The following is an 18856-nucleotide window of genomic DNA, read 5'->3' on the forward strand; positions in this document are numbered from 1 at the left end:
CTACCCAAAAGAAAAACAATCACCCCGACAAACATTCCGACCCCTGCGGCCATAAAAGCCCATTGCCAGCCTAACAAAATTTGCAAAGCGGCCCCGAAAAAGTTACAGATAAAGGCCCCAACATTTATTCCCATATAGAAAATATTGTACCCTTCATCTTTTTTGTCTTTATATTGATCCTCGGAGTAGAAATTACCCAATAAAGTGGAAATATTCGGTTTGAAAAAGCCGTTTCCTACAATTACCAAAGTCATGGCCACATAAAGCATCGTCAAGCTATGGATTCCCATCATAAAATATCCAGCTCCCATCATGATTCCCCCGATGACTATTGATTTTTTATATCCAAAATAACGATCCGCAACCAAGCCTCCTATAAAAGGCGTCAAGAATACCAATGCGATGAAAGTTCCGTACAAATCGGCTGCTTCTTTTTCGGTCATAGCAAATCCGGCCTCAACATCTTTAAGATACAAGGTGAAAATTCCAATCATTAGGTAATATCCGAAACGTTCCCACATCTCAGACAGAAATAAAAAAGGCAATGCTTTTGGGTGTTTATTCCACATTTTGTAGTGTTTTAATTATAAAAAAGCCCGTAGGTTTTCCTACGGGCTTGAAAGATATAAAATATTTTTTAAAGAGATTATTTCACACCATGCATCATTTTCTTAAGAATCGGAGTAATTAAGAATAAGATGATTGAAGCGATACCACACAATACTACGAACACCATAAAGAATTCGTATAAATTGTGAATTTCGAATCCGGCAAATACAGGATTTTCGGCACTGATTTGGTTATCCGACAATAGTTTAAGTTGTGCTTCTGTCGGAACTATTTTCTTATCTAAAACATCTTGCAGGTTGATTCCCAATTCCTGTGCTTTTTTGAATTTATCACCAGTTGCAGGTAAAATCGACCCTAAAGTTCCAGATAAAGCATAACCTGCTGCATTCGAAATAAAGAACACCCCGTAAGCCAAAGAAGCAAAACGTTTTGGCGCTAATTTTCCAACCAATGACAATCCGATTGGAGACAAACACAATTCACCAAACGTTTGAATCAAGTATAATAAGATTAACCAATAAATAGCCAATAACCCATTGTTTCCTAAATCCTTAACGTTATGAGCAATGATAAAATAACTCACAGCAATCAACATTAATCCCATTGCCTGTTTGAATGGCGAGGTTGGTTCTTTACCAGCATTTCTTAATTTATCCCATAAAAGACTAAAAGGCACTGCAAACATTACCACGAATAAACCGTTGAAAATCTGCACCATTGAAGGCGGCATGTTCCAGCCAAAGAAGTTTCTGTCGGTTTGATTATCGGCAATGAATGTTAATGAAGATCCTGCCTGCTCGAACGCTGCCCAGAAGAAAATTACGAAAAACGATACGATATAAATTACCCAGATTCTTTGTGTTTCCACTTTAGTCAGGGTTTTATCCGATAAAATCAAACCTGCCAATGTTAAACCACTCGCATAAATAATCGGGTAAATGATTGTTTTTACCACGTTGTCCCCTTCTGTTAAGAAATGGAATGCAGAAAACAAACCGATGAATGCCAAAACAGCTAATCCTAAAGACATTGGAGTGAAATGTGCTTTTTGAGATTCTCCTTCTTCATAATCTGTAGAATCATGTCCGGTTGGCATACCTCCGATTGGTTTCCCTTCCGGAGTTACTACATATTTATTTTTAAGAACGTAGAAAACAACTGTACCGATTAACATCGCTAATGCCGCAGCCAAGAATCCCCATTTGAAAGCGTGGATATCTCTGACTCCCCCACTATCTTTGACATCTCCAACAAACGGACAGATAAACTGACCTAAAAACGCCCCGATGTTAATCCCCATATAGAAAATAGTGAAAGCAGTATCCAATTTCGTTTTTTCCTGTTTTGGATACAAACTTCCCACCATACTGGAAATATTTGGTTTGAAGAATCCGTTACCAAAAATGATGATTCCTAATGCAGTCCACATTAAAGTGGTTGCCAAAGAAAGATTAGTTGGAAAAACCGTTGCACTTGTAAAAAGCAACAATTGTCCAATAGCCATCATCACACCTCCTAAAAGGATACAGTTTCTGTTTCCGAAAAATCGGTCGGCGATGAAACCACCTAAAAGTGGCGTTAAATAACAAAGACCCAAAAATCCACCATAAATTAAGGAAGCATCCGCTTCTTTCATCAATAATGAATTTACCAGAAAAAGGGTTAACAATGCTCGCATTCCGTAGAAATTGAAGCGCTCCCACATCTCGGTTCCGAACAATACCCAAAGCCCCTTTGGATGTCCTTGTTTAGCAGTCGTTTCGCTCATTTTATTGTATTTGGTATTTGTATTGGTTAGTTATTATAATTTCTCTTTTAGGAAGTTGGTCATTTTCGTATACAACTGCAAACGTGTTTTTCCACCGTAAATTCCGTGATTTTTGTCTGGATAAATCATCAGATCGAATTGTTTGTTTGCCTGTACCAACGCTTCAACCATTTTCATGGTATTCTGAACATGAACGTTATCATCACCTGTTCCATGAACCAAAAGTAAATTTCCTTTTAATTTGTTCACGTGGGTAATTGGCGAATTGTTATCATAACCGCTTCCATTTTCCTGTGGTGTCTGCATGTATCTTTCAGTGTAAATACTGTCGTAGTTTCTCCAGCTTGTTACCGGTGCCACAGCAATTGCTGTTTTGAACACGTCTGCTCCCTGGAAAATACAGTTTGAAGCCATAAATCCTCCGTAAGACCAACCAAAAATTCCGATTCTTGATTTATCAACGTAAGCATATGATCCGAAAACTTTAGCAGCATCGATTTGATCTTCTACTTCAAATTTTCCTAACTCTTTTTGAGTGCATTTTTTGAAATCAGCACCTTTAAAACCAGTACCACGTCCGTCAACACAAGCAACGATATAACCTTGTTGTGCCAACATCATAAACCAGTAGTCATCAGAATTGTTCCAATCATTATTCACCTGTTGTGATCCAGGCCCTGAGTATTGGTACATAAACACCGGGTATTTTTTGGTTGCGTCGAAATCTTTCGGTTTGATCATCCATGCATTTAACTTATGACCTTTTTCCGTAGTTAATTCGAAGAACTCTTTTAAAGGCAAATCGTATTTAGCCAATTTCGTTTCCAAAGCTTCGTTAGTAACAATGGTTTTAATCACTTTACCCGATTTTGTTTCGTTCAAAGTATATTTAGGTGCGTTTTTGGCACTGGAATACGAATTGATGAAATACTGGAAATTAGGGCTGAATGTAGCACCATTAGTACCGGTTTGTGTAGTTAAACGTGTTTTTGAAGAACCGTTCAATTTGATACTGTACACATCGCGGTTGATAGAACCGTTTTCTGTAGACTGGAAGAAGATTACTCCGTTTTTCTCGTCAAAACCGTAATACGAAGTCACTTCCCATTTACCTGTCGTAATTTGTTTTTTAAGCTTACCGTTTTTATCGTAGTGGTAAATGTGGTTGAAACCATCTTTCTCACTCGTCCAGATAAAACTGTTGTCTTTTAAGAACGTTAGGTTATCGGTTACTTCCACATAAGCTTTGTCTTTTTCATTCAACACAACTTTTGTTGCACCTGAATTTCCGTCAACAAACAACAAATCAAGATTATCCTGATGACGGTTTAGAACCTGAGCACTTAAAGTGTTTGCGTCATTCGTCCACTGAATTCTTGCAATATAAAAATCGTTGTATTTGTCTAAGTTGATTTTTTTGGTGGCTGCCGATTTCACGTCATAAACATGCAATGAAACCAATGCATTTTTCTCACCTGCTTTCGGGTATTTGAAAACGTTTTGTGTTGGATACAATCCATTGTTATACATATCCATTGAAAATTCCGGAACCTGTGACTCATCAAAACGGATAAACCCGATTTTATCGCTGGTAGCATTCCAGTCGAAAGCACGTACAAAAGAAAATTCTTCTTCGTACACCCAGTCCGTAACACCATTAATTACAGCGTTTTTCTTTCCGTCTGTAGTAACCTGAATGTGTTTCTTTGCTGTCAAATCATATATGTATAAGTTATTCTGAAATACATATCCTATTTTTGTCCCGTCAGGAGAAAAAGTAGGCTCCTGTACTTTATAGTCTGCTAATTTTGTAAGTGATTTAGCTGCGATGTCGTAGATGAAATAATCTGCAACGAAAGAATGACGGAAGATTGAGTTGGTATGGTTTGCAATTAAAATCTTCTTCTCGTCTTTACTGAAAGTGTAACTGTCGATCCCCTCTAATTCCTTAAAATTTTTCGAGTCTAACAATGTTGACACCTTTTCCAGCGTGGCAAAGTCGTACAAATCGATTTGTGATGACTTTGTAGGACGATCAAAATTAAGTACTGTGTACTGATTGGTATTCTTCATTGCTTCCAAAGCAGTCATCCCCTGCGTTCTGAAAGCTCCTCCCCAAATTTCTTCAAGGGTAATTTTCTGTTGTGCGATCGCTGTAAACGATGTTAACACCAACAAAAACAAGCATTTAAAAGTATTTTTCATAAATTTGATAGTAAAAAAACTCCCAATTTTAGTGAAAATTTATCAATTGAGTACAATTTATTTTGTTAAATGGACAAAAAACACTTTTTTACCTTTTGTTGTTAACCGATTATTTTTACACTTTTATCGACGAAAAAATCCCATTGCAAAATTAAGATCTCGATTTCTTACAACTTAATTATTTTATTCTTAAATTATGCCTTCGAACCACAAACCTTGATTGGGATTATGCTTAAAAAAGCTACTTTTTGCATTTTTCTTTTATTCACCCTCCAACGCACCTTTGGGCAAGTTTTTGATTATGAAATACTTAATCAGAAAAACGGCCTTCCATCTTCTACGATTTTTTCTGTAATCCAGGACAGCCGAAACCTTATTTGGATTGGTACAGACGGTTCTGGTTTGATTCGCTACGACGGGAAAAATTTCACTGCTGTTGACAAACCTAACAAAACTGAAGGATTTTTCGTAACCGATTTAGCTGAAGACACTAATGGAAATATAGTAATTTCAACAAAGTACAATGGATTATTGGTTTACAACGGAAAAGATTTTTTAAAAGAATTTGACCGAAACAATTCTCCCATTTCAGAAGATTTGGTTCAACGCCTTTTTACAACAGAAAATGGCATTTATTGCTTTACAGAAGAGAATGTCTTCCTTTTAAAAAAAGACTATTCTATTGTGCCTGTGGCCAAATTCGATAAAAAAGAATACATAAACTCGGTATTTGCGGACAGTCGCTCCTGCTTGTATGTGGGAACTGATAACGGTCTTTTAAAAATTGAAAAAAACTCGGTTTCTCAATTCAACCCGGGCCAGTTTTCAGGATATACCTCTATTATATCTACAAAAAAAGACGAAGCACTGATTGGTAATTTCAAAGGAGAAGTATGGCGTTTTTCATGTCCAACACCAACAGAATCCAATGTTACATTGGAAAACAAAATATTACTCCCAAATAAAGAACCGTTTTTCATCAGAAAAATGTTGCTCGGAAGAAGTGGTTTTGTCTGGATGGCCGGAAACAAAAAGCAAGGACTGGCCATGTACCGGAAAGACAACGTCAGTTTCATCAACAGCAGCAATGGGTTTAAAGGGGAAAATGTATTGTCTATGTTTCAGGACAAAAACGGACAACTTTATTTAGGAACATTCGGCAATGGATTGTATCGAACTCGCTCCCAAAGTTTCTATAGCTATAACAATATCCCGGAACTCAACACTCCTTATATATTTTCGATATTAACAACTGAAAAAGGGATTTATACAGGAACTGTATATGACGGTTTATTTTACTTTGAACCCGACCTAAACGACGACCTTAAACTAAAAAGGAAATACCCTAATCTGGAGCGGGTGACTGCCCTTTATGAGAACAATAAAAAGGAAATTTTTGTAGGAGCCCGGGAAGGAGTATTCAAAATCAAAAACGACGTGCTCGTTCCGTTATCCGTCAACAGCAAACTCCCTGAAGAAAAAACCATACGCTTTTTTTTTCAGGACAGTCAAAACAGGTATTTCATTGGCTATTCACACGGGTTGTTTCTTTTGGATGAAAATGAAAACTTCATAAAAAACATTGATGTCTTTAATTCTCAAAATGTAACCACACTCAATCAATTAAATGACAAACAATGGTATATTGGCACAAATTTAGGATTGTACAAACTTTCGGAAACCGGGAAAAACACTTTTTCGGCCGTAAAAATCATTAACTCAAAAACAAACGACTCCTGTAAAGACAGTTTTGGCAATTTCTGGTTTACTACCGGTGATGGCCTTTACTATGTCAACAACAACGTAATTAAGAAATACACCAAAAAGGAGGGTCTTGCATCCATCTTTATATTCACACTTTCAGCCGATCAAAAAAACGCCATTTATCTGGGCCATAATCTGGGGATTTCGAAAATTACCATAGACAAAAACGGATCGCTCAAAAACATTCTAAACTACAATTCGGATAATGGATTCAGCGGACTTGAAACCAATACCCGGGCAAAAGCTAAAGACCAGGATGGAAATTTATTTTTCGGAACCGCTAACGGGCTTTACATCTATTTAACCAACTACACCCATAAGAGGAAGTACAATCCGATCCTGAAAATAACCAACATTGATGTATTTAAGCAATCCAAAAACTGGAACAGTACTGGCGCTTCAGATAATTACTGGTTTAATGTTCCCAAACAGGGACATGTCTTCAATCATCAGGAAAACCAGCTTACGTTTACTTTTGGGGTTCTCAATTTTGCTGAAGACGGAGAAACACTGTATTCTTTTCTGCTGAAAGGAGCAGACGAAAACTGGTCACCACCATCAGAATCGAATGAGGTGACCTATTCCAATTTAAAACACGGTGATTATACCTTTCAGGTACGATTGGTAGATAAACTCGGAAACGTAAAAAGTCCCGCTGTAAAATACACTTTTAAAATTGACACTCCCTATTTCTTTAAATGGTGGTTCCTGCTACCCATTTTTTGTTTTATCGGATTATTTTTGAAGTTGGTTTTTGACCGTGCCTCTACTTATAATAAAGATTTCATCAAGAATCTATCGGAAACGGATGACGACAATAAAGAAATTCAGACATTCTTTTTCTTTTTAGGCATCATTTTCCCAATTACCGAAGTCATAAACCTCTATTTCATAAAAAGGCCTAATTCAGAATTATTGGTCAACCTTATTATTGGAATTATTTTTATCTCCATGTATCTTTTTTCAAAGAGATCCGCGGCGCTGGACAAATACTTAAGAACAATATTTATTGTGATTTTGAGTAGTTATGCGGTTCATGTTGTTTCGAAAATTGCCACAGAACCCTTTGACTTAATCACTTATACCGAATTTCTCCTTATTTTATTTTTCTCTTACAGTGCCTTTAAAAATGTTAGACATTACGTCGTCTTTGTTGTTGCACTTCTGGCATCTCTAATGATTTTACTTTTTAATATCCCGTCGGAAACAGAACAGATAATTACCCTAATCAACACTTCTTTTATTGTTTTGGTTATTAATTATGCCCGACGCATATCGATATTGAACAACAATGATAAAGTACTGTTTTCGAATAGCATAATCAACAACTCCAACTCGTTGACCATCGCGACAGACAGAAAAGGAAAGTTGACTTTTTGCGGAAAATCAATCCAGAAGATTTTAGGCTACACTCCTGAAGAAGTTATGGGGGAAAATTTCTGGAAATTAACCGAAGATACCGGATTCCAGGATATTGACTATAATGACATTTATGTACCCGATTCCATTTACACCCGAAAACTGAAATGCAAAAACGGGGACTACAAATACATCCAATGGACGGACCAAAAATACAGCGATAATCTTTTTGTAGCTAACGGACAGGACATTACAGGTAAAATAATAGTAGAAGAACAATACCGAAATCTGGTTCAGTTTGCTTCCGATATCATCTTCGAGGTGGATAAAAAAGGACATTTCACCTTTGTAAATCAATTTGCCGAAAAATCATTAGGGTATCCGATGGAATTCTTTATCGGAAAACATTTCTCAAGCCTCATCAAACCCGAACACGCAAAAAAAATTGAAGATTTCTACATTAAACAAAGTGAAATCCAAAACGATTTCGACATCATTGAATTCCCTATCTTAAAAAGCAACGGTGAAGAAATGTGGGTTTCTCAGAAAGTAACTGTCAAAAAAAATGAACACGGAAAAACAATTGGCTACTCCGCTATTGTCAGGGACATTACGAAATTGAAAAAAATCGAGATTGAAGAAAGTCTGCGTCAGAAAAAAAACCACTTGTTAAACCAAACGCTGAACCAACTCTCAACACTAAACTTCCTGACGCATCCAAACCAGGAAAGCCTGATCCGACATATCATCAAAGAAGCCGCAATTGCGCTCGAAATAAGCAGGGTCAGCCTATGGAATAAAACCGAAGAAAGCATTAACCTGTTCTGTCTTTACGAAAAGGACGGCGACTGTTTTTCTAGCGGTGCTTCCATGAAAAAGGCCGATTTCCCAATTTATTTTGACGCCATAGAAACCACGCCTTTCATAGTATCTTCGGATGTTGACTCCAGCCCGGAAACTCTCGAACTAAAGGACAGCTATTTTAAAACTTATGATGTTAAGTCCCTGCTTGACTTCCCTATTTATGTTTCCGGAGAATTAAAAGGAGTGACCTGTTATGAGAATACCGGAGAAATCAGAAACTGGACCAGTGATGAAATTAATTTCGCTCGAACTGTTTCAGACGTTATCGCTTTAGCCATCGAAACACTGAAAAGAAAAAGTGCTGAAGAACTAATTGTATACAAAAGCGAGGTCTTATCATCCATTTCCAAAACAACCGAAAAATTATTGAAAAGCAACAGCCTGAACGAAATTTTCGAGGAAGCAATGGGATATATCGGTGAGGCTACAAAGTCTGATCGCATGTACTATTTTGAAAATGACGCAAAAAACAATCGAATAAGCCAACGCCTCGAATGGATTCGAAATGAAAGTTTTAACAAAGCAGACACTAGTGCATTTCAAAATTTCCCGCTTTCGGACTACCCTGATTTTGCCTCTCAACTTCTTGAAAACAAACCTTTTCAAAAAGTTGTAAGCGATATGGAAGAGGAAGAAATCAGACGCATAATGGATGATTTCAAGATAAAATCTTTCCTGATCCTGCCACTGTTCATCAAAAATACTTTTTATGGTTTTATTGGTTTTGACGATTGCACTAAAGAAAGAAAATGGACGACAGATGAAATCAATATCCTTCAGACTTTCACAAACAATTTCGCATCCACTATTGAAAGAATCAATAATGAAAGAGCCATAAAGGAGAGTGAAGAAAAATTCCGCTTATTGGCAAATAACATCCCTGCCACGGTGTATCTTGTTAAATATAATCCCGAGAGAACCAAGATATTCTTAAACGATGAGATTGAAAAATTAACAGGCTATTCCAAAGAGGAATTCTTTGAAGGCAACATTGACTTATATGACTTATACCATCCGGACGAAAGAAAACAAGTTCGTTTCGACATCGAAAAAGCCATAAAAGAAGGGGTTGCTTTCCATATCTCCTGCCGCCTTATCAGGAAAAACGGCGAAGTCGTTTGGATAGAAGAATATGGAGAAGCAATTGCCGGTGACAGTGAAATTTCGTATCTGGAAGGCGTTATAATCGAAACCACCGAACGCAGAAAAATGCAGGATGCCATCAAGGAAAAGGAAATTGCTCAAGCGGCCAATAAGGCCAAAACCCAATTCCTGGCCAACATGAGTCATGAAATACGAACGCCTCTGAACGGTATTATCGGTTTTAGCAATCTGCTATTGAAATCCGATCTGAATTCTGTACAGAAACAATATATGGTAACGGTCAATCAATCGGCCGATGCTTTGTTGGAAATTGTTAATGACATTTTAGACCTTTCTAAAATCGAGGCCGGAAAACTTGAACTTTACATCACAAAAACCAATTTGCATGATCTCATCAACCAGATTGTCGATATGGTTAAATATTCGGCACACGAAAAGAAACTGGATCTGATCATCAATATAGATGAAAGCATGCCATGTCTTATCTGGATTGATGAAATCAGGTTAAAACAAATCCTGATCAACTTATTGTCCAATGCAATTAAATTTACACAGGAAGGTGAAATAGAACTTGAAATTAAGTATCAGACTTTAGAAGATGACCGAACCCGAATGAAGTTCATGGTCAAAGACACAGGCATTGGAATACGACCGGAAAACAAGAAAAAAATATTCGAAGCATTTTCACAGGAAGACAACTCAACAACCCGAAAATACGGCGGAACGGGACTTGGTATTCCTATTTCTGAAAGTTTGCTGCGATTGATGAACAGCGGACTGAAAATTGAAGACCGACCAGGTGGCGGAACCATATTTTTCTTTGATCTGGACGTAAACGCAAAACCATGCGGAAGCCTTAAAGAACTCGAAAACAACAAAATAGACAAAGTTTTATTGATTGATGATAATGAAAGTAATGCGCAAGTCATTAGCCGAATGATGAACCATTATTCCATAGAAACGCTCACCAATAAAAACTATCAGAATGCATACAAATACCTCTCGGAAGTAGATTTGTTTTTTGCAGATTATGAACTAATTGGAAAAGAAGGACTTATTGAACTTTCCAAATTCGATAAACCAATAATTCTGATGCAGAATTCTAACGCTACAGAAATTGATCTTCCTATCAAAACAATTGTAAAACCAATAGTAAAACCGGTGAAAATACATGTTTTACAGCATGTTTTAAACGAAATCAACAATTTTGAAAAAGATGAAAAACAACCTCATAAGGAAAAAGACGCTAAAGCGGTTATCATAGATGATGTTTATAAAGTACTGATCGTGGAAGACAATAAGATCAATATGCTGCTTTCGAAAACGCTGATACAGAAAATAATACCGAATGCGATAATTTTTGAGGCCGTAAACGGGTTAGAAGCTGTGAAACAGTTTGAACTTAATCATCCGGAAATTATATTAATGGATATTCAAATGCCTTTAATGAATGGTTATGAAGCCACCCAGGAAATACGAAAAAAAGACCAGGAATGCATCATTATTGCACTGACGGCAGGGATTATTGAAGGCGAGAAGGAACTGTCAAAATCTATAGGGATGAATGATTACGTAACCAAACCAATTGAGAAAAAAGTACTGGAACAAGCTCTTTTAAGAGGCACGAAACAGCTGAAAAGTTAAATTATAATTTCCGAAAATGTATCTTTGCACTCAAATGTATTCAACAGAAATAAAATGACGAAAGCGGTTAGCGGATTTTCGAAATTATCGAAAGACGAAAAAATAAACTGGATTGCAAATGCACACTTTTCAAATCCGGATGAGGCAGTAAAAACCATAAAAAAATATTGGAATTCCGATGCCGATTTACAAAAGCTGCATGATGAATTCATTGAAAATACGATAACCAATTTTTACTTGCCTCTTGGGATAGCCCCGAATTTCCTGATCAACGGAAAAAACTATACCATCCCAATGGCTATTGAAGAGAGTTCTGTTGTCGCAGCTGCTTCTAAAGCCGCAAAATTCTGGTCACACCGGGGAGGTTTCAAAGCGACCGTCATCAACTCAGAAAAAATTGGACAGGTACACTTTATATACGTTGGAAATAAAGAAACGCTGAAACAGTTTATCAACGAAATCAGACCTAAATTTTTCAGCGAAACGGAAAGCATAACCAAAAATATGCAAAAACGCGGAGGAGGTATCATAGACATCGAACTCCGCGACAAAACCGCTGATTTAGAAAACTATTATCAGTTACATGCTACTTTTGAAACCAAAGACAGTATGGGTGCGAATTTCATCAATTCCTGTTTGGAACAATTTGCAAAAACACTGAAAGATGAGGCTCAAAAAAGCCCTTTACTGACTGAGGAAGAGAAAAACATTCAGATTGTGATGAGCATTTTATCAAACTACGTTCCTAACTGTATTGTCAGAGCCGAAGTTTCCTGCCTTGTTTCCGAATTAAAAGAAGACAAACATATCTCTCAAGAAGAATTTGCCGAAAAATTTATCCGCGCCGTAAATATAGCTGAAGTAGAACCTTTCAGAGCCGTTACCCACAACAAAGGCATCATGAACGGAATTGACGCTGTTGTTTTGGCAACCGGAAACGATTTCAGAGCCGTAGAAGCCGGTGTCCATGCCTATGCTTCCAGAAACGGACGTTATTCCAGTCTATCTCATGCTAAAGTTGAAAACGGTGTTTTTACGTTTTGGATGGAAATCCCGCTGGCTTTAGGAACCGTTGGCGGACTAACGAATTTACATCCGTTGGTAAAAATGTCGATGGAAATGCTGGAGAACCCGTCTGCACACGAATTAATGCAGATCGTAGCAGTCGCAGGTCTTGCCCAGAATTTTGCTGCATTACGTTCATTAACTACAACCGGTATTCAGCAGGGCCATATGAAAATGCACCTGATGAACATTTTGAATCAGTTCAATGCAAACGATGCTGAAAGAAAATTAGTGACCAAGCATTTTGAGAACCACACAGTCTCACATTCGGCAGTGGTGGCATATCTGGAAGAAATCCGAAAATAAAGAACTTTGGAAAAAACATTTTACAGTAACGGCAAACTTTTGATTACAGGTGAATATGCTGTCCTTGACGGGGCAAAAGCTTTGGCGTTGCCGACAAAATTTGGGCAATATCTTCGCATCAGTCCCGGAAAAGATCAGGTAATTCTCTGGAAAAGTTTTGATGCTGACCGGTCTGTATGGTTTGAAGATGTTATTCACTTTTCGGACATAAAAAATAAAACCCATTTTGATTCCACCCAGGGAATAAAGAATACCCTGATCGAAATCCTTCATCAGGCCTATATTCAAAACAATAATTTCATAAATAATTCGGAAGGTTACAAGATAATTACAGAATTAACATTCCCTCGATTTTGGGGTTTGGGAACTTCATCTACATTGATAAACAACATTGCAATGTGGCTCGAAATTGATGCCTTTGAACTTCTGCGAAAAAGTTTTGGGGGAAGCGGATATGACATTGCCTGCGCTCAAAATGATACACCAATCATATATCATCTCGAAAATGAAACCCCTTTAATTGAAACGGTTTCATTCAATCCCGCTTTCACAAAGAATCTTTATTTCGTGTATCTGAATAAGAAACAAAACAGTAAAGAAGCTATACAGTCCTACTACAAGAAACAACATCATGTTACAGAAATTATTGAAAAGATAAATGCGATTACAAACATCATCTTAAACACTAATAACCTTATTACATTTTCAGAAGCGCTTAATCTGCATGAAATTATCATGTCACACGTTCTGGAGATGCAAACAGTAAAAGAAGCTTTTTTCCCAGACTTTACCGGAACTATAAAGAGTTTAGGCGCTTGGGGCGGCGATTTCGTCCTGGCTGTTTCAGAAGAAAATCCTTCGCCATACTTTAAAACAAAAGGCTATACAATTATAGTTCCTTATGAGGATATGATAAAATAAAAAACGCTCCCAAAAAGGAGCGTTTTTTATTCATATTCATTTGATTCTTATTGGAAATCAACTCTGTTATCTTCAATTTCAGCTGCACTCTTAAGAGCCATAACAACTCTTCCTGAAACCGAACCTTGATTTTGTGATTTGATTTTAGTCACATAAGGAGTATAGTCTGGCAAAGCCGGTGCTTTTGCAACTGCTTTTGTTCTGATCATATAAACTCCCATTTCACCATCAATCAATTTTGAAGTCTTACCAGCACCCAATCCAAATGCTTTACCAACTACTTTAGGCTCATAACCAACGTTTGGAATAGAAGCAGCAGTAAGTGTTAAACCTGCAGCATTTAAAACACTAGCACCAGATTTTTGAGCAACAGCTTCTAAAGTAGCGCCTGTCATTTTAGCTTTAATCAACTCTGCTTTCTTTTTATTTTTCAAGATAGGCTCAACTCCTGCTCTTGCTTGTTCAACAGACATAAGACCGGTTTCGTTTTTAGCTTTAACTCTTGCAATAATGTGTCCTTGCATATTGTCAAACTTCTTAACATCACCTTCTTTGGTTTCTTTATTGAATGCCCAGGTAACAACAGATCTTTGAGCTCCTACTTGCGGAAGATATTCATCTATACCTCTTACTGTTGCAGGGGTAACTGTTAATTTAGCTTCTTTCGCTACAGCTTCGAAATCTTTCTCGTTAGCATCAGCTTCGAATTTAGTCGCTGTTGTATAAATCTGATCCGCAGTTGATTCAGACGGTTCAATTTTTCTGGCAACAGTAGCCAAACGAACTGCATCGTATTTAGCATCAACTCTCATTACATGGTATCCAAATTCTGTTTCAACAACTGCCATTGCCCCAACAGGATTGTTGAATAAGTAATCATTAAAAGGTTTTACCATTTGACCTTTTGAAATATTATCGTAAACACCACCAGTTTGTTTAGAACCAGTATCATCAGTATTCATCATAGCCAACATTGGGAAACTTCCCGGATTAGCTTTAACCTGAGCCAATAATTCATCCGCTTTAGCTTTAGCTTCTTCTTTAGTACGCTTCACAGCTGCTGGTGCCTTGCTTCCTTCATAAGAAAGTAAGATGTGGCTAGCTTTTGCAGAAGAACCAGATTGTCTGCCTAACATTTTAGACAAGCAGTAATAACCATTGTGAATATATGGTCCGAAAACTTCACCTTGAGGCAAATTAAATAACTGCTCCTGATTTTCTAATGGCAGGTCTTTTTTAGCAACGTAAGTCGAATCGAATTTAATATCTGAATTTGCATTTACGAATTCTTCTACATTAACAGCAGCTTTAAATCCAGGCAATGTGTCATTTTTACCGGTTTTGTCGTTATAAACGATTCTTCCTGACAATAAACCGTTGATGGTAGTTTTCATTTCTGCTTCATCAGCTGCAGAAGGTTTATTTTCGATGAAAACGAACTCAATATCTCTTGAATTTTCAGATTTGTATTTCTTCTCGTTCTTTTTCATGTAATCCATGATTTCAGAATCAGAAACTTTTACCTGATCGTCTTTGATAGTAGCATAAGCAACAGTTACATAATCAAAATCAACTTTATCATTCTCTACAGCATAAGCAGCTTTGGCCTCAAGTTTTGTAGTTGTCAAACCTGATTTTACCATAGTAGTATACATTTGCTCTGTAGCCATTTGCTCTACCTGTTTTTCGAAATCCAACCAAGCATTCCATTGCTCAGGCTGAGAGCCTTTTATCGTTGCTAAATATTCATTGAATTTATTAACGTCAAAAATTCCGGCAGAATTTAAAAATTGAGGATTTTGAGCAAAATTCGGATTTTGCTTCATTACATTTAACAATTGGTCTTTCCCAATTTTTAAACCTAACTTCTCATACTCACCTTCTAAAAGAATTCTTTTTACTTCTTGCTCCCAAACGCCATTTGCCGCTTGAGTATTGCTAATTCCCTGGCCGTTTTTCTCTGCCATGGAAACTTTTTGTAAAAATTACTGAGCCGAAATATCCTCTCCGTTTACGCTCCCTACGTTTCTTGAGGTTTGATTAAAGCCTCCGTTTTGGATAACATCACCAACCACAAATGCCAATAAACAAAATCCAATCACTCCGATAAGCAATATTGAACGTTGTCTAATTTTTGATAAAACTGCCATTTCTTATTTAGTTAAATTTTTTATTCAGTGGGCGAAAATACAATTATCTATTAAATAATAAAATAGTATCCAAATTTTTTTACCCCTTAAATTCGAATTATTTGTTGTTATTTTTAATTTTTTGCGAAAAACGCCTTCTAAAGAAAAACATGAACACGGCTGCCGCAGCAAAAAGAAACATCAATAGCGCATTTTCATTGTTTTGCAATCTGACAATCCCATCATAAATAAACAGTACTGCCATTAAAAGATATATATAATGTATGTAGTGTAAAATCTTCATTTCTATTCTAATTTAGTTACTTCTCCTCTACTGTTCTGCATGTTAAAGACTTTGAAATCCCTGCTGAAATCTACCCCAGGGCCTTCCAGATATCCTCCGGCCTCGTCTGTATATTTAAATTGCTTTTCGGTAAAAAACCATTCGTTTTTCTGATCGTAGTACAACTGTTCTGTTTGCAGCAATTTACCATCGCTGGATGTAATCCGCACATTGCCCTGTAAATCAATAATATCTGTTCTTGCGTAGGTAACAGCATAATCTGCATCAACAAAACTTTTTCTTTGCTGATCATCGTACAACGTTACATGAACACCTTTGGGAAATTCAGTAAAAGGATATTTCGCATTGGAATAATCCAACATTTTAGGACTAACCAGAACTGCTTTGATCTTTCCGGAATCAGTATATTTCAAATCTACGTTATCCGCTTCTCCCGAAGGCGAAAATGCCACTGAATTTATTCGGCGTACTTCCTTAAAATTGCTTTCGCACGAAAAAAACACAGTCACGACAAATGCCGTGACCATTATAATTGTGCTATTTTTAAGAAAATTCCTCTTCATCAGCTGAATTTGATTATTCGTATTTAGGCTTAACAAACCAACGATCGCTCAACGATAATCCAACATTAATGGAAAAATAATTTTCCTGAATCAGACCGTTACTTGTTGTACCTTTCTTACCATACTCAAGCCCGATATTGATATTTGACACATTGGCACCAACCGGAAAACCGAATCCTAAACTGACTGCCGTATCATTAATTGTTTTACCATTAAGAACAAGTCCCGTATTTTCATATCGGAATCCGGCACGGTAAACCATACGTTCAAAATAACTTCTGAACGAATTATACTTAGGGATATAATATCCACCTATAGCAAATCGGGTCGAACTCTCATAATCGACATTCGGCAAATTACCCAGACTACCTAAATCATTACTGTCCTGGAATGTCAATTCGGTTCCAACAAACCATTTTTTACTTCTACCAAACGCTGTTCCCAAAGCAACTTTAGTAGGCATTTTTAATTTCGCATCCGGCACTTCAACATTCACATTTGAATCAACATATTCAATACCCGATACTCCATAAGTTACAGTCGCTACATTTCTTGAGGTTTCTGCACTCATTTTACTTGGCGGTGTATATGTTAAACTACTGGCCCACTCCAGTTTATTCTGCAATTTGGTCTGATAATACACCCCAGCCGTCACTCCAAATCCACTGTAAATGGTCTTGTTTTTGGTTCTTGATCCCAGCGGAACTTCCGGCTCTGTTATGAATACAACCGAATTTGTTTCAATCGTTCCAAAATTATATTGAAGATCCAATCCGACACTCAATTTAGGTGAAATCCTATATCCTCCTCCAAGGAAAACCTTATTGATTCCTCCCTCACCTTGATATGTTTTTGTACGTGTATCGCCTGCAGTCGTGTCTATATTCACAACATTATAGCCTACCGAGGTATAAGGAACCAAACCAAAACCAACTGCTGCTTTACCCAAAGGCAAACCTATAGCAAGATAGTCTATCGCTGTTCTGTTGGCTGTTTCTTCCGCGGAATCGGTCTTAAAAGTAGTTTTGGTAGTTGTACCACCAAGTGTTAATGCAGTGTATTTCAAAAAAGAATAAGACGCCGGATTTTGTAAATTAATATGGATACTGTCCACAAGTACCCCAACACTACCCATCGCTCTATTTTCATTTGTTCCTTTAAACTTGGCATCTCCTATTCCGTAAAAAGAACTGGGGGAAGACACACTTTCCTGAGCCAAAAGCGCAGTGGAAAAAAGCAAACTAATGCCTAAAATTATCTTTTTAATCATTTTCGATTTTATAATGGTGTATATGGCTCAAACTTTCCAAAAGAAAATTTGGATTGGCAAATATGGTGCTTTTTATGTTTTTAGCCAAAAAATCAGCATCTCCTCCTGTTAAAATTATTGTTAAAACTTGATATTGTTGGCGGTATTGACCTACAAATCCATCAATTTCATTTAAAATTCCGTTCACTACTCCAGAATGTATTGCCTGTTTGGTGGAATTTCCGATATAATGAATCGGTTGTTCCAGTTCCAATAACGGTAATTTTGCCGTATAATTATGTAAAGCCTCATAACGCAATCGCAACCCCGGTGAAATTGCCCCTCCCAGATAAACATCATCAGCTGTTACAAAATCATAGGTAATACAGGTACCAGCATCAATCACTAATCTGTTTTGATTCGGATACATTAATGTAGCTCCGGACGCAAGAACCATCCTGTCGATACCTAAAGTCTTTGGCGTTTCATAATTATTTTTAAAAGGAAAACGGCTTTCGGAAGAAATCACATTCAAATCGGAATGTTTTTTTAGCAAATCAACCACCTCAACATCGAGTTTGCCGACCGACGAAAGCACCGATTCTGTAATTTTTGAATTTTTTTTGAAAATATTTTCAATTTTTTTTGATGCCTCTTCTCTCAAAAAAACATCCTGAAACAAAATGTTATGTTTCTCAAAGACAGCAACTTTAATTCGGGTGTTTCCCACATCAATGGCTAAAAGCATATTTTTCGGATTGTAAAAACAAAGATACAAATTGATTTTTTTAAAAAATTGTTTTGGATAAATGAAAAATCACTCTATATTTGCACTCGCAATCAGCAAGCAGTACACGCTTAACGAAAGCAGACATAATGGTGCCTTAGCTCAGTTGGTAGAGCAATGGACTGAAAATCCATGTGTCCCTGGTTCGATTCCTGGAGGCACCACTTTAAAAAAATTAAACCCTTGATTATCAATAAGATAGTTAAGGGTTTTTTCTTTGGGTGGCTAAAAAGATGGCTAAAAAACCGCAACCT

Annotated in this window: 9 protein-coding genes, 1 tRNA gene and 1 pseudogene; 4 read left to right on the forward strand and 7 right to left on the reverse strand. The window is 37.0% G+C overall.

Translation table 11 applies throughout. The features are described 5' to 3' along the window. The 3 genes from VLB74_RS11555 to VLB74_RS11565 form a co-directional block, all read right to left on the reverse strand. Nucleotides 1–569, reverse strand: a 569-nt coding sequence (locus tag VLB74_RS11555; protein WP_325203611.1) for an oligopeptide:H+ symporter, incomplete at its 3' end; no start/stop codon positions are given. A gap of 77 nt (nucleotides 570–646) precedes the next feature. Next, nucleotides 647–2338 carry a peptide MFS transporter gene (locus VLB74_RS11560; protein WP_325203612.1) on the reverse strand — a complete coding sequence of 564 codons (1692 nt, stop codon included), beginning with the start codon at nucleotides 2336–2338 and terminating at the stop codon, nucleotides 647–649. A gap of 33 nt (nucleotides 2339–2371) precedes the next feature. Beyond that, the gene (locus VLB74_RS11565; protein ID WP_325203613.1) at nucleotides 2372–4543 is read right to left on the reverse strand and encodes a S9 family peptidase; all 2172 of its coding nucleotides are present in this window, start codon (nucleotides 4541–4543) and stop codon (nucleotides 2372–2374) included. 228 nt (nucleotides 4544–4771) lie between these two features. On the opposite strand from VLB74_RS11565, the gene VLB74_RS11570 reads away from it, so the two are divergent. The 3 genes from VLB74_RS11570 to VLB74_RS11580 are packed head-to-tail and all read left to right on the forward strand — an operon-like array spanning nucleotide 4772 to nucleotide 13570. After that, nucleotides 4772–11278, forward strand: coding sequence for a PAS domain S-box protein (locus VLB74_RS11570; protein ID WP_325203614.1), 6507 nt, complete (start codon nucleotides 4772–4774; stop codon nucleotides 11276–11278). Nucleotides 11279–11332: 54 nt separating this feature from the next. Beyond that, a complete protein-coding gene (locus VLB74_RS11575; protein ID WP_325203615.1) occupies nucleotides 11333–12649 on the forward strand; it encodes a hydroxymethylglutaryl-CoA reductase, degradative in 1317 nt (438 codons plus the stop codon). A 6-nt stretch (nucleotides 12650–12655) separates the two neighbouring features. After that, nucleotides 12656–13570 (forward strand): GYDIA family GHMP kinase, encoded by a 915-nt coding sequence (locus VLB74_RS11580; protein ID WP_325203616.1) that lies wholly within the window; start codon nucleotides 12656–12658, stop codon nucleotides 13568–13570. Between the two features lie 47 nt (nucleotides 13571–13617). On the opposite strand, the pseudogene VLB74_RS11585 reads toward VLB74_RS11580, so the two are convergent. The 4 genes and pseudogenes from VLB74_RS11585 to VLB74_RS11600 all read right to left on the reverse strand — a co-directional run bounded on the left by VLB74_RS11585 (nucleotide 13618) and on the right by VLB74_RS11600 (nucleotide 18563). Further along, a pseudogene (locus tag VLB74_RS11585) lies at nucleotides 13618–15720 on the reverse strand (peptidylprolyl isomerase). A 285-nt stretch (nucleotides 15721–16005) separates the two neighbouring features. Next, nucleotides 16006–16530 carry an LPS export ABC transporter periplasmic protein LptC gene (gene lptC, locus VLB74_RS11590; RefSeq protein ID WP_325203617.1) on the reverse strand — a complete coding sequence of 175 codons (525 nt, stop codon included), beginning with the start codon at nucleotides 16528–16530 and terminating at the stop codon, nucleotides 16006–16008. A gap of 49 nt (nucleotides 16531–16579) precedes the next feature. Beyond that, entirely contained in the window at nucleotides 16580–17836 is a 1257-nt protein-coding gene (locus tag VLB74_RS11595; protein ID WP_325203618.1) for a BamG family beta-barrel-assembly machinery protein, read from the reverse strand. Beyond that, nucleotides 17829–18563: a type III pantothenate kinase gene (locus tag VLB74_RS11600; protein WP_325203619.1), complete on the reverse strand. Its 735-nt coding sequence runs from the start codon at nucleotides 18561–18563 to the stop codon at nucleotides 17829–17831. The genes VLB74_RS11595 and VLB74_RS11600 overlap by 8 nt, the downstream gene beginning before the upstream one ends. Nucleotides 18564–18693: 130 nt before the next feature. Here VLB74_RS11600 and VLB74_RS11605 point away from each other — a divergent pair. Next, a tRNA-Phe gene (locus VLB74_RS11605) sits at nucleotides 18694–18766 on the forward strand. The last annotated feature ends 90 nt before the right edge of the window (nucleotides 18767–18856 follow it).

The sequence above is a fragment of the Flavobacterium sp. genome (genome assembly GCF_035456225.1).
In the GTDB taxonomy this organism is placed as follows: Bacteria; Bacteroidota; Bacteroidia; order Flavobacteriales; family Flavobacteriaceae; genus Flavobacterium.

Coding starts and splice junctions, on each gene's coding strand:
- VLB74_RS11560 (WP_325203612.1), bottom strand. CDS start 2,338: ATGAGCGAAACGACTGCTAAACAAGGACATCCAAAGGGGCTTTGGGTA.
- VLB74_RS11565 (WP_325203613.1), bottom strand. CDS start 4,543: ATGAAAAATACTTTTAAATGCTTGTTTTTGTTGGTGTTAACATCGTTT.
- VLB74_RS11570 (WP_325203614.1), top strand. CDS start 4,772: ATGCTTAAAAAAGCTACTTTTTGCATTTTTCTTTTATTCACCCTCCAA.
- VLB74_RS11575 (WP_325203615.1), top strand. CDS start 11,333: ATGACGAAAGCGGTTAGCGGATTTTCGAAATTATCGAAAGACGAAAAA.
- lptC (WP_325203617.1), bottom strand. CDS start 16,530: ATGGTCACGGCATTTGTCGTGACTGTGTTTTTTTCGTGCGAAAGCAAT.
- VLB74_RS11595 (WP_325203618.1), bottom strand. CDS start 17,836: ATGATTAAAAAGATAATTTTAGGCATTAGTTTGCTTTTTTCCACTGCG.
- VLB74_RS11600 (WP_325203619.1), bottom strand. CDS start 18,563: ATGCTTTTAGCCATTGATGTGGGAAACACCCGAATTAAAGTTGCTGTC.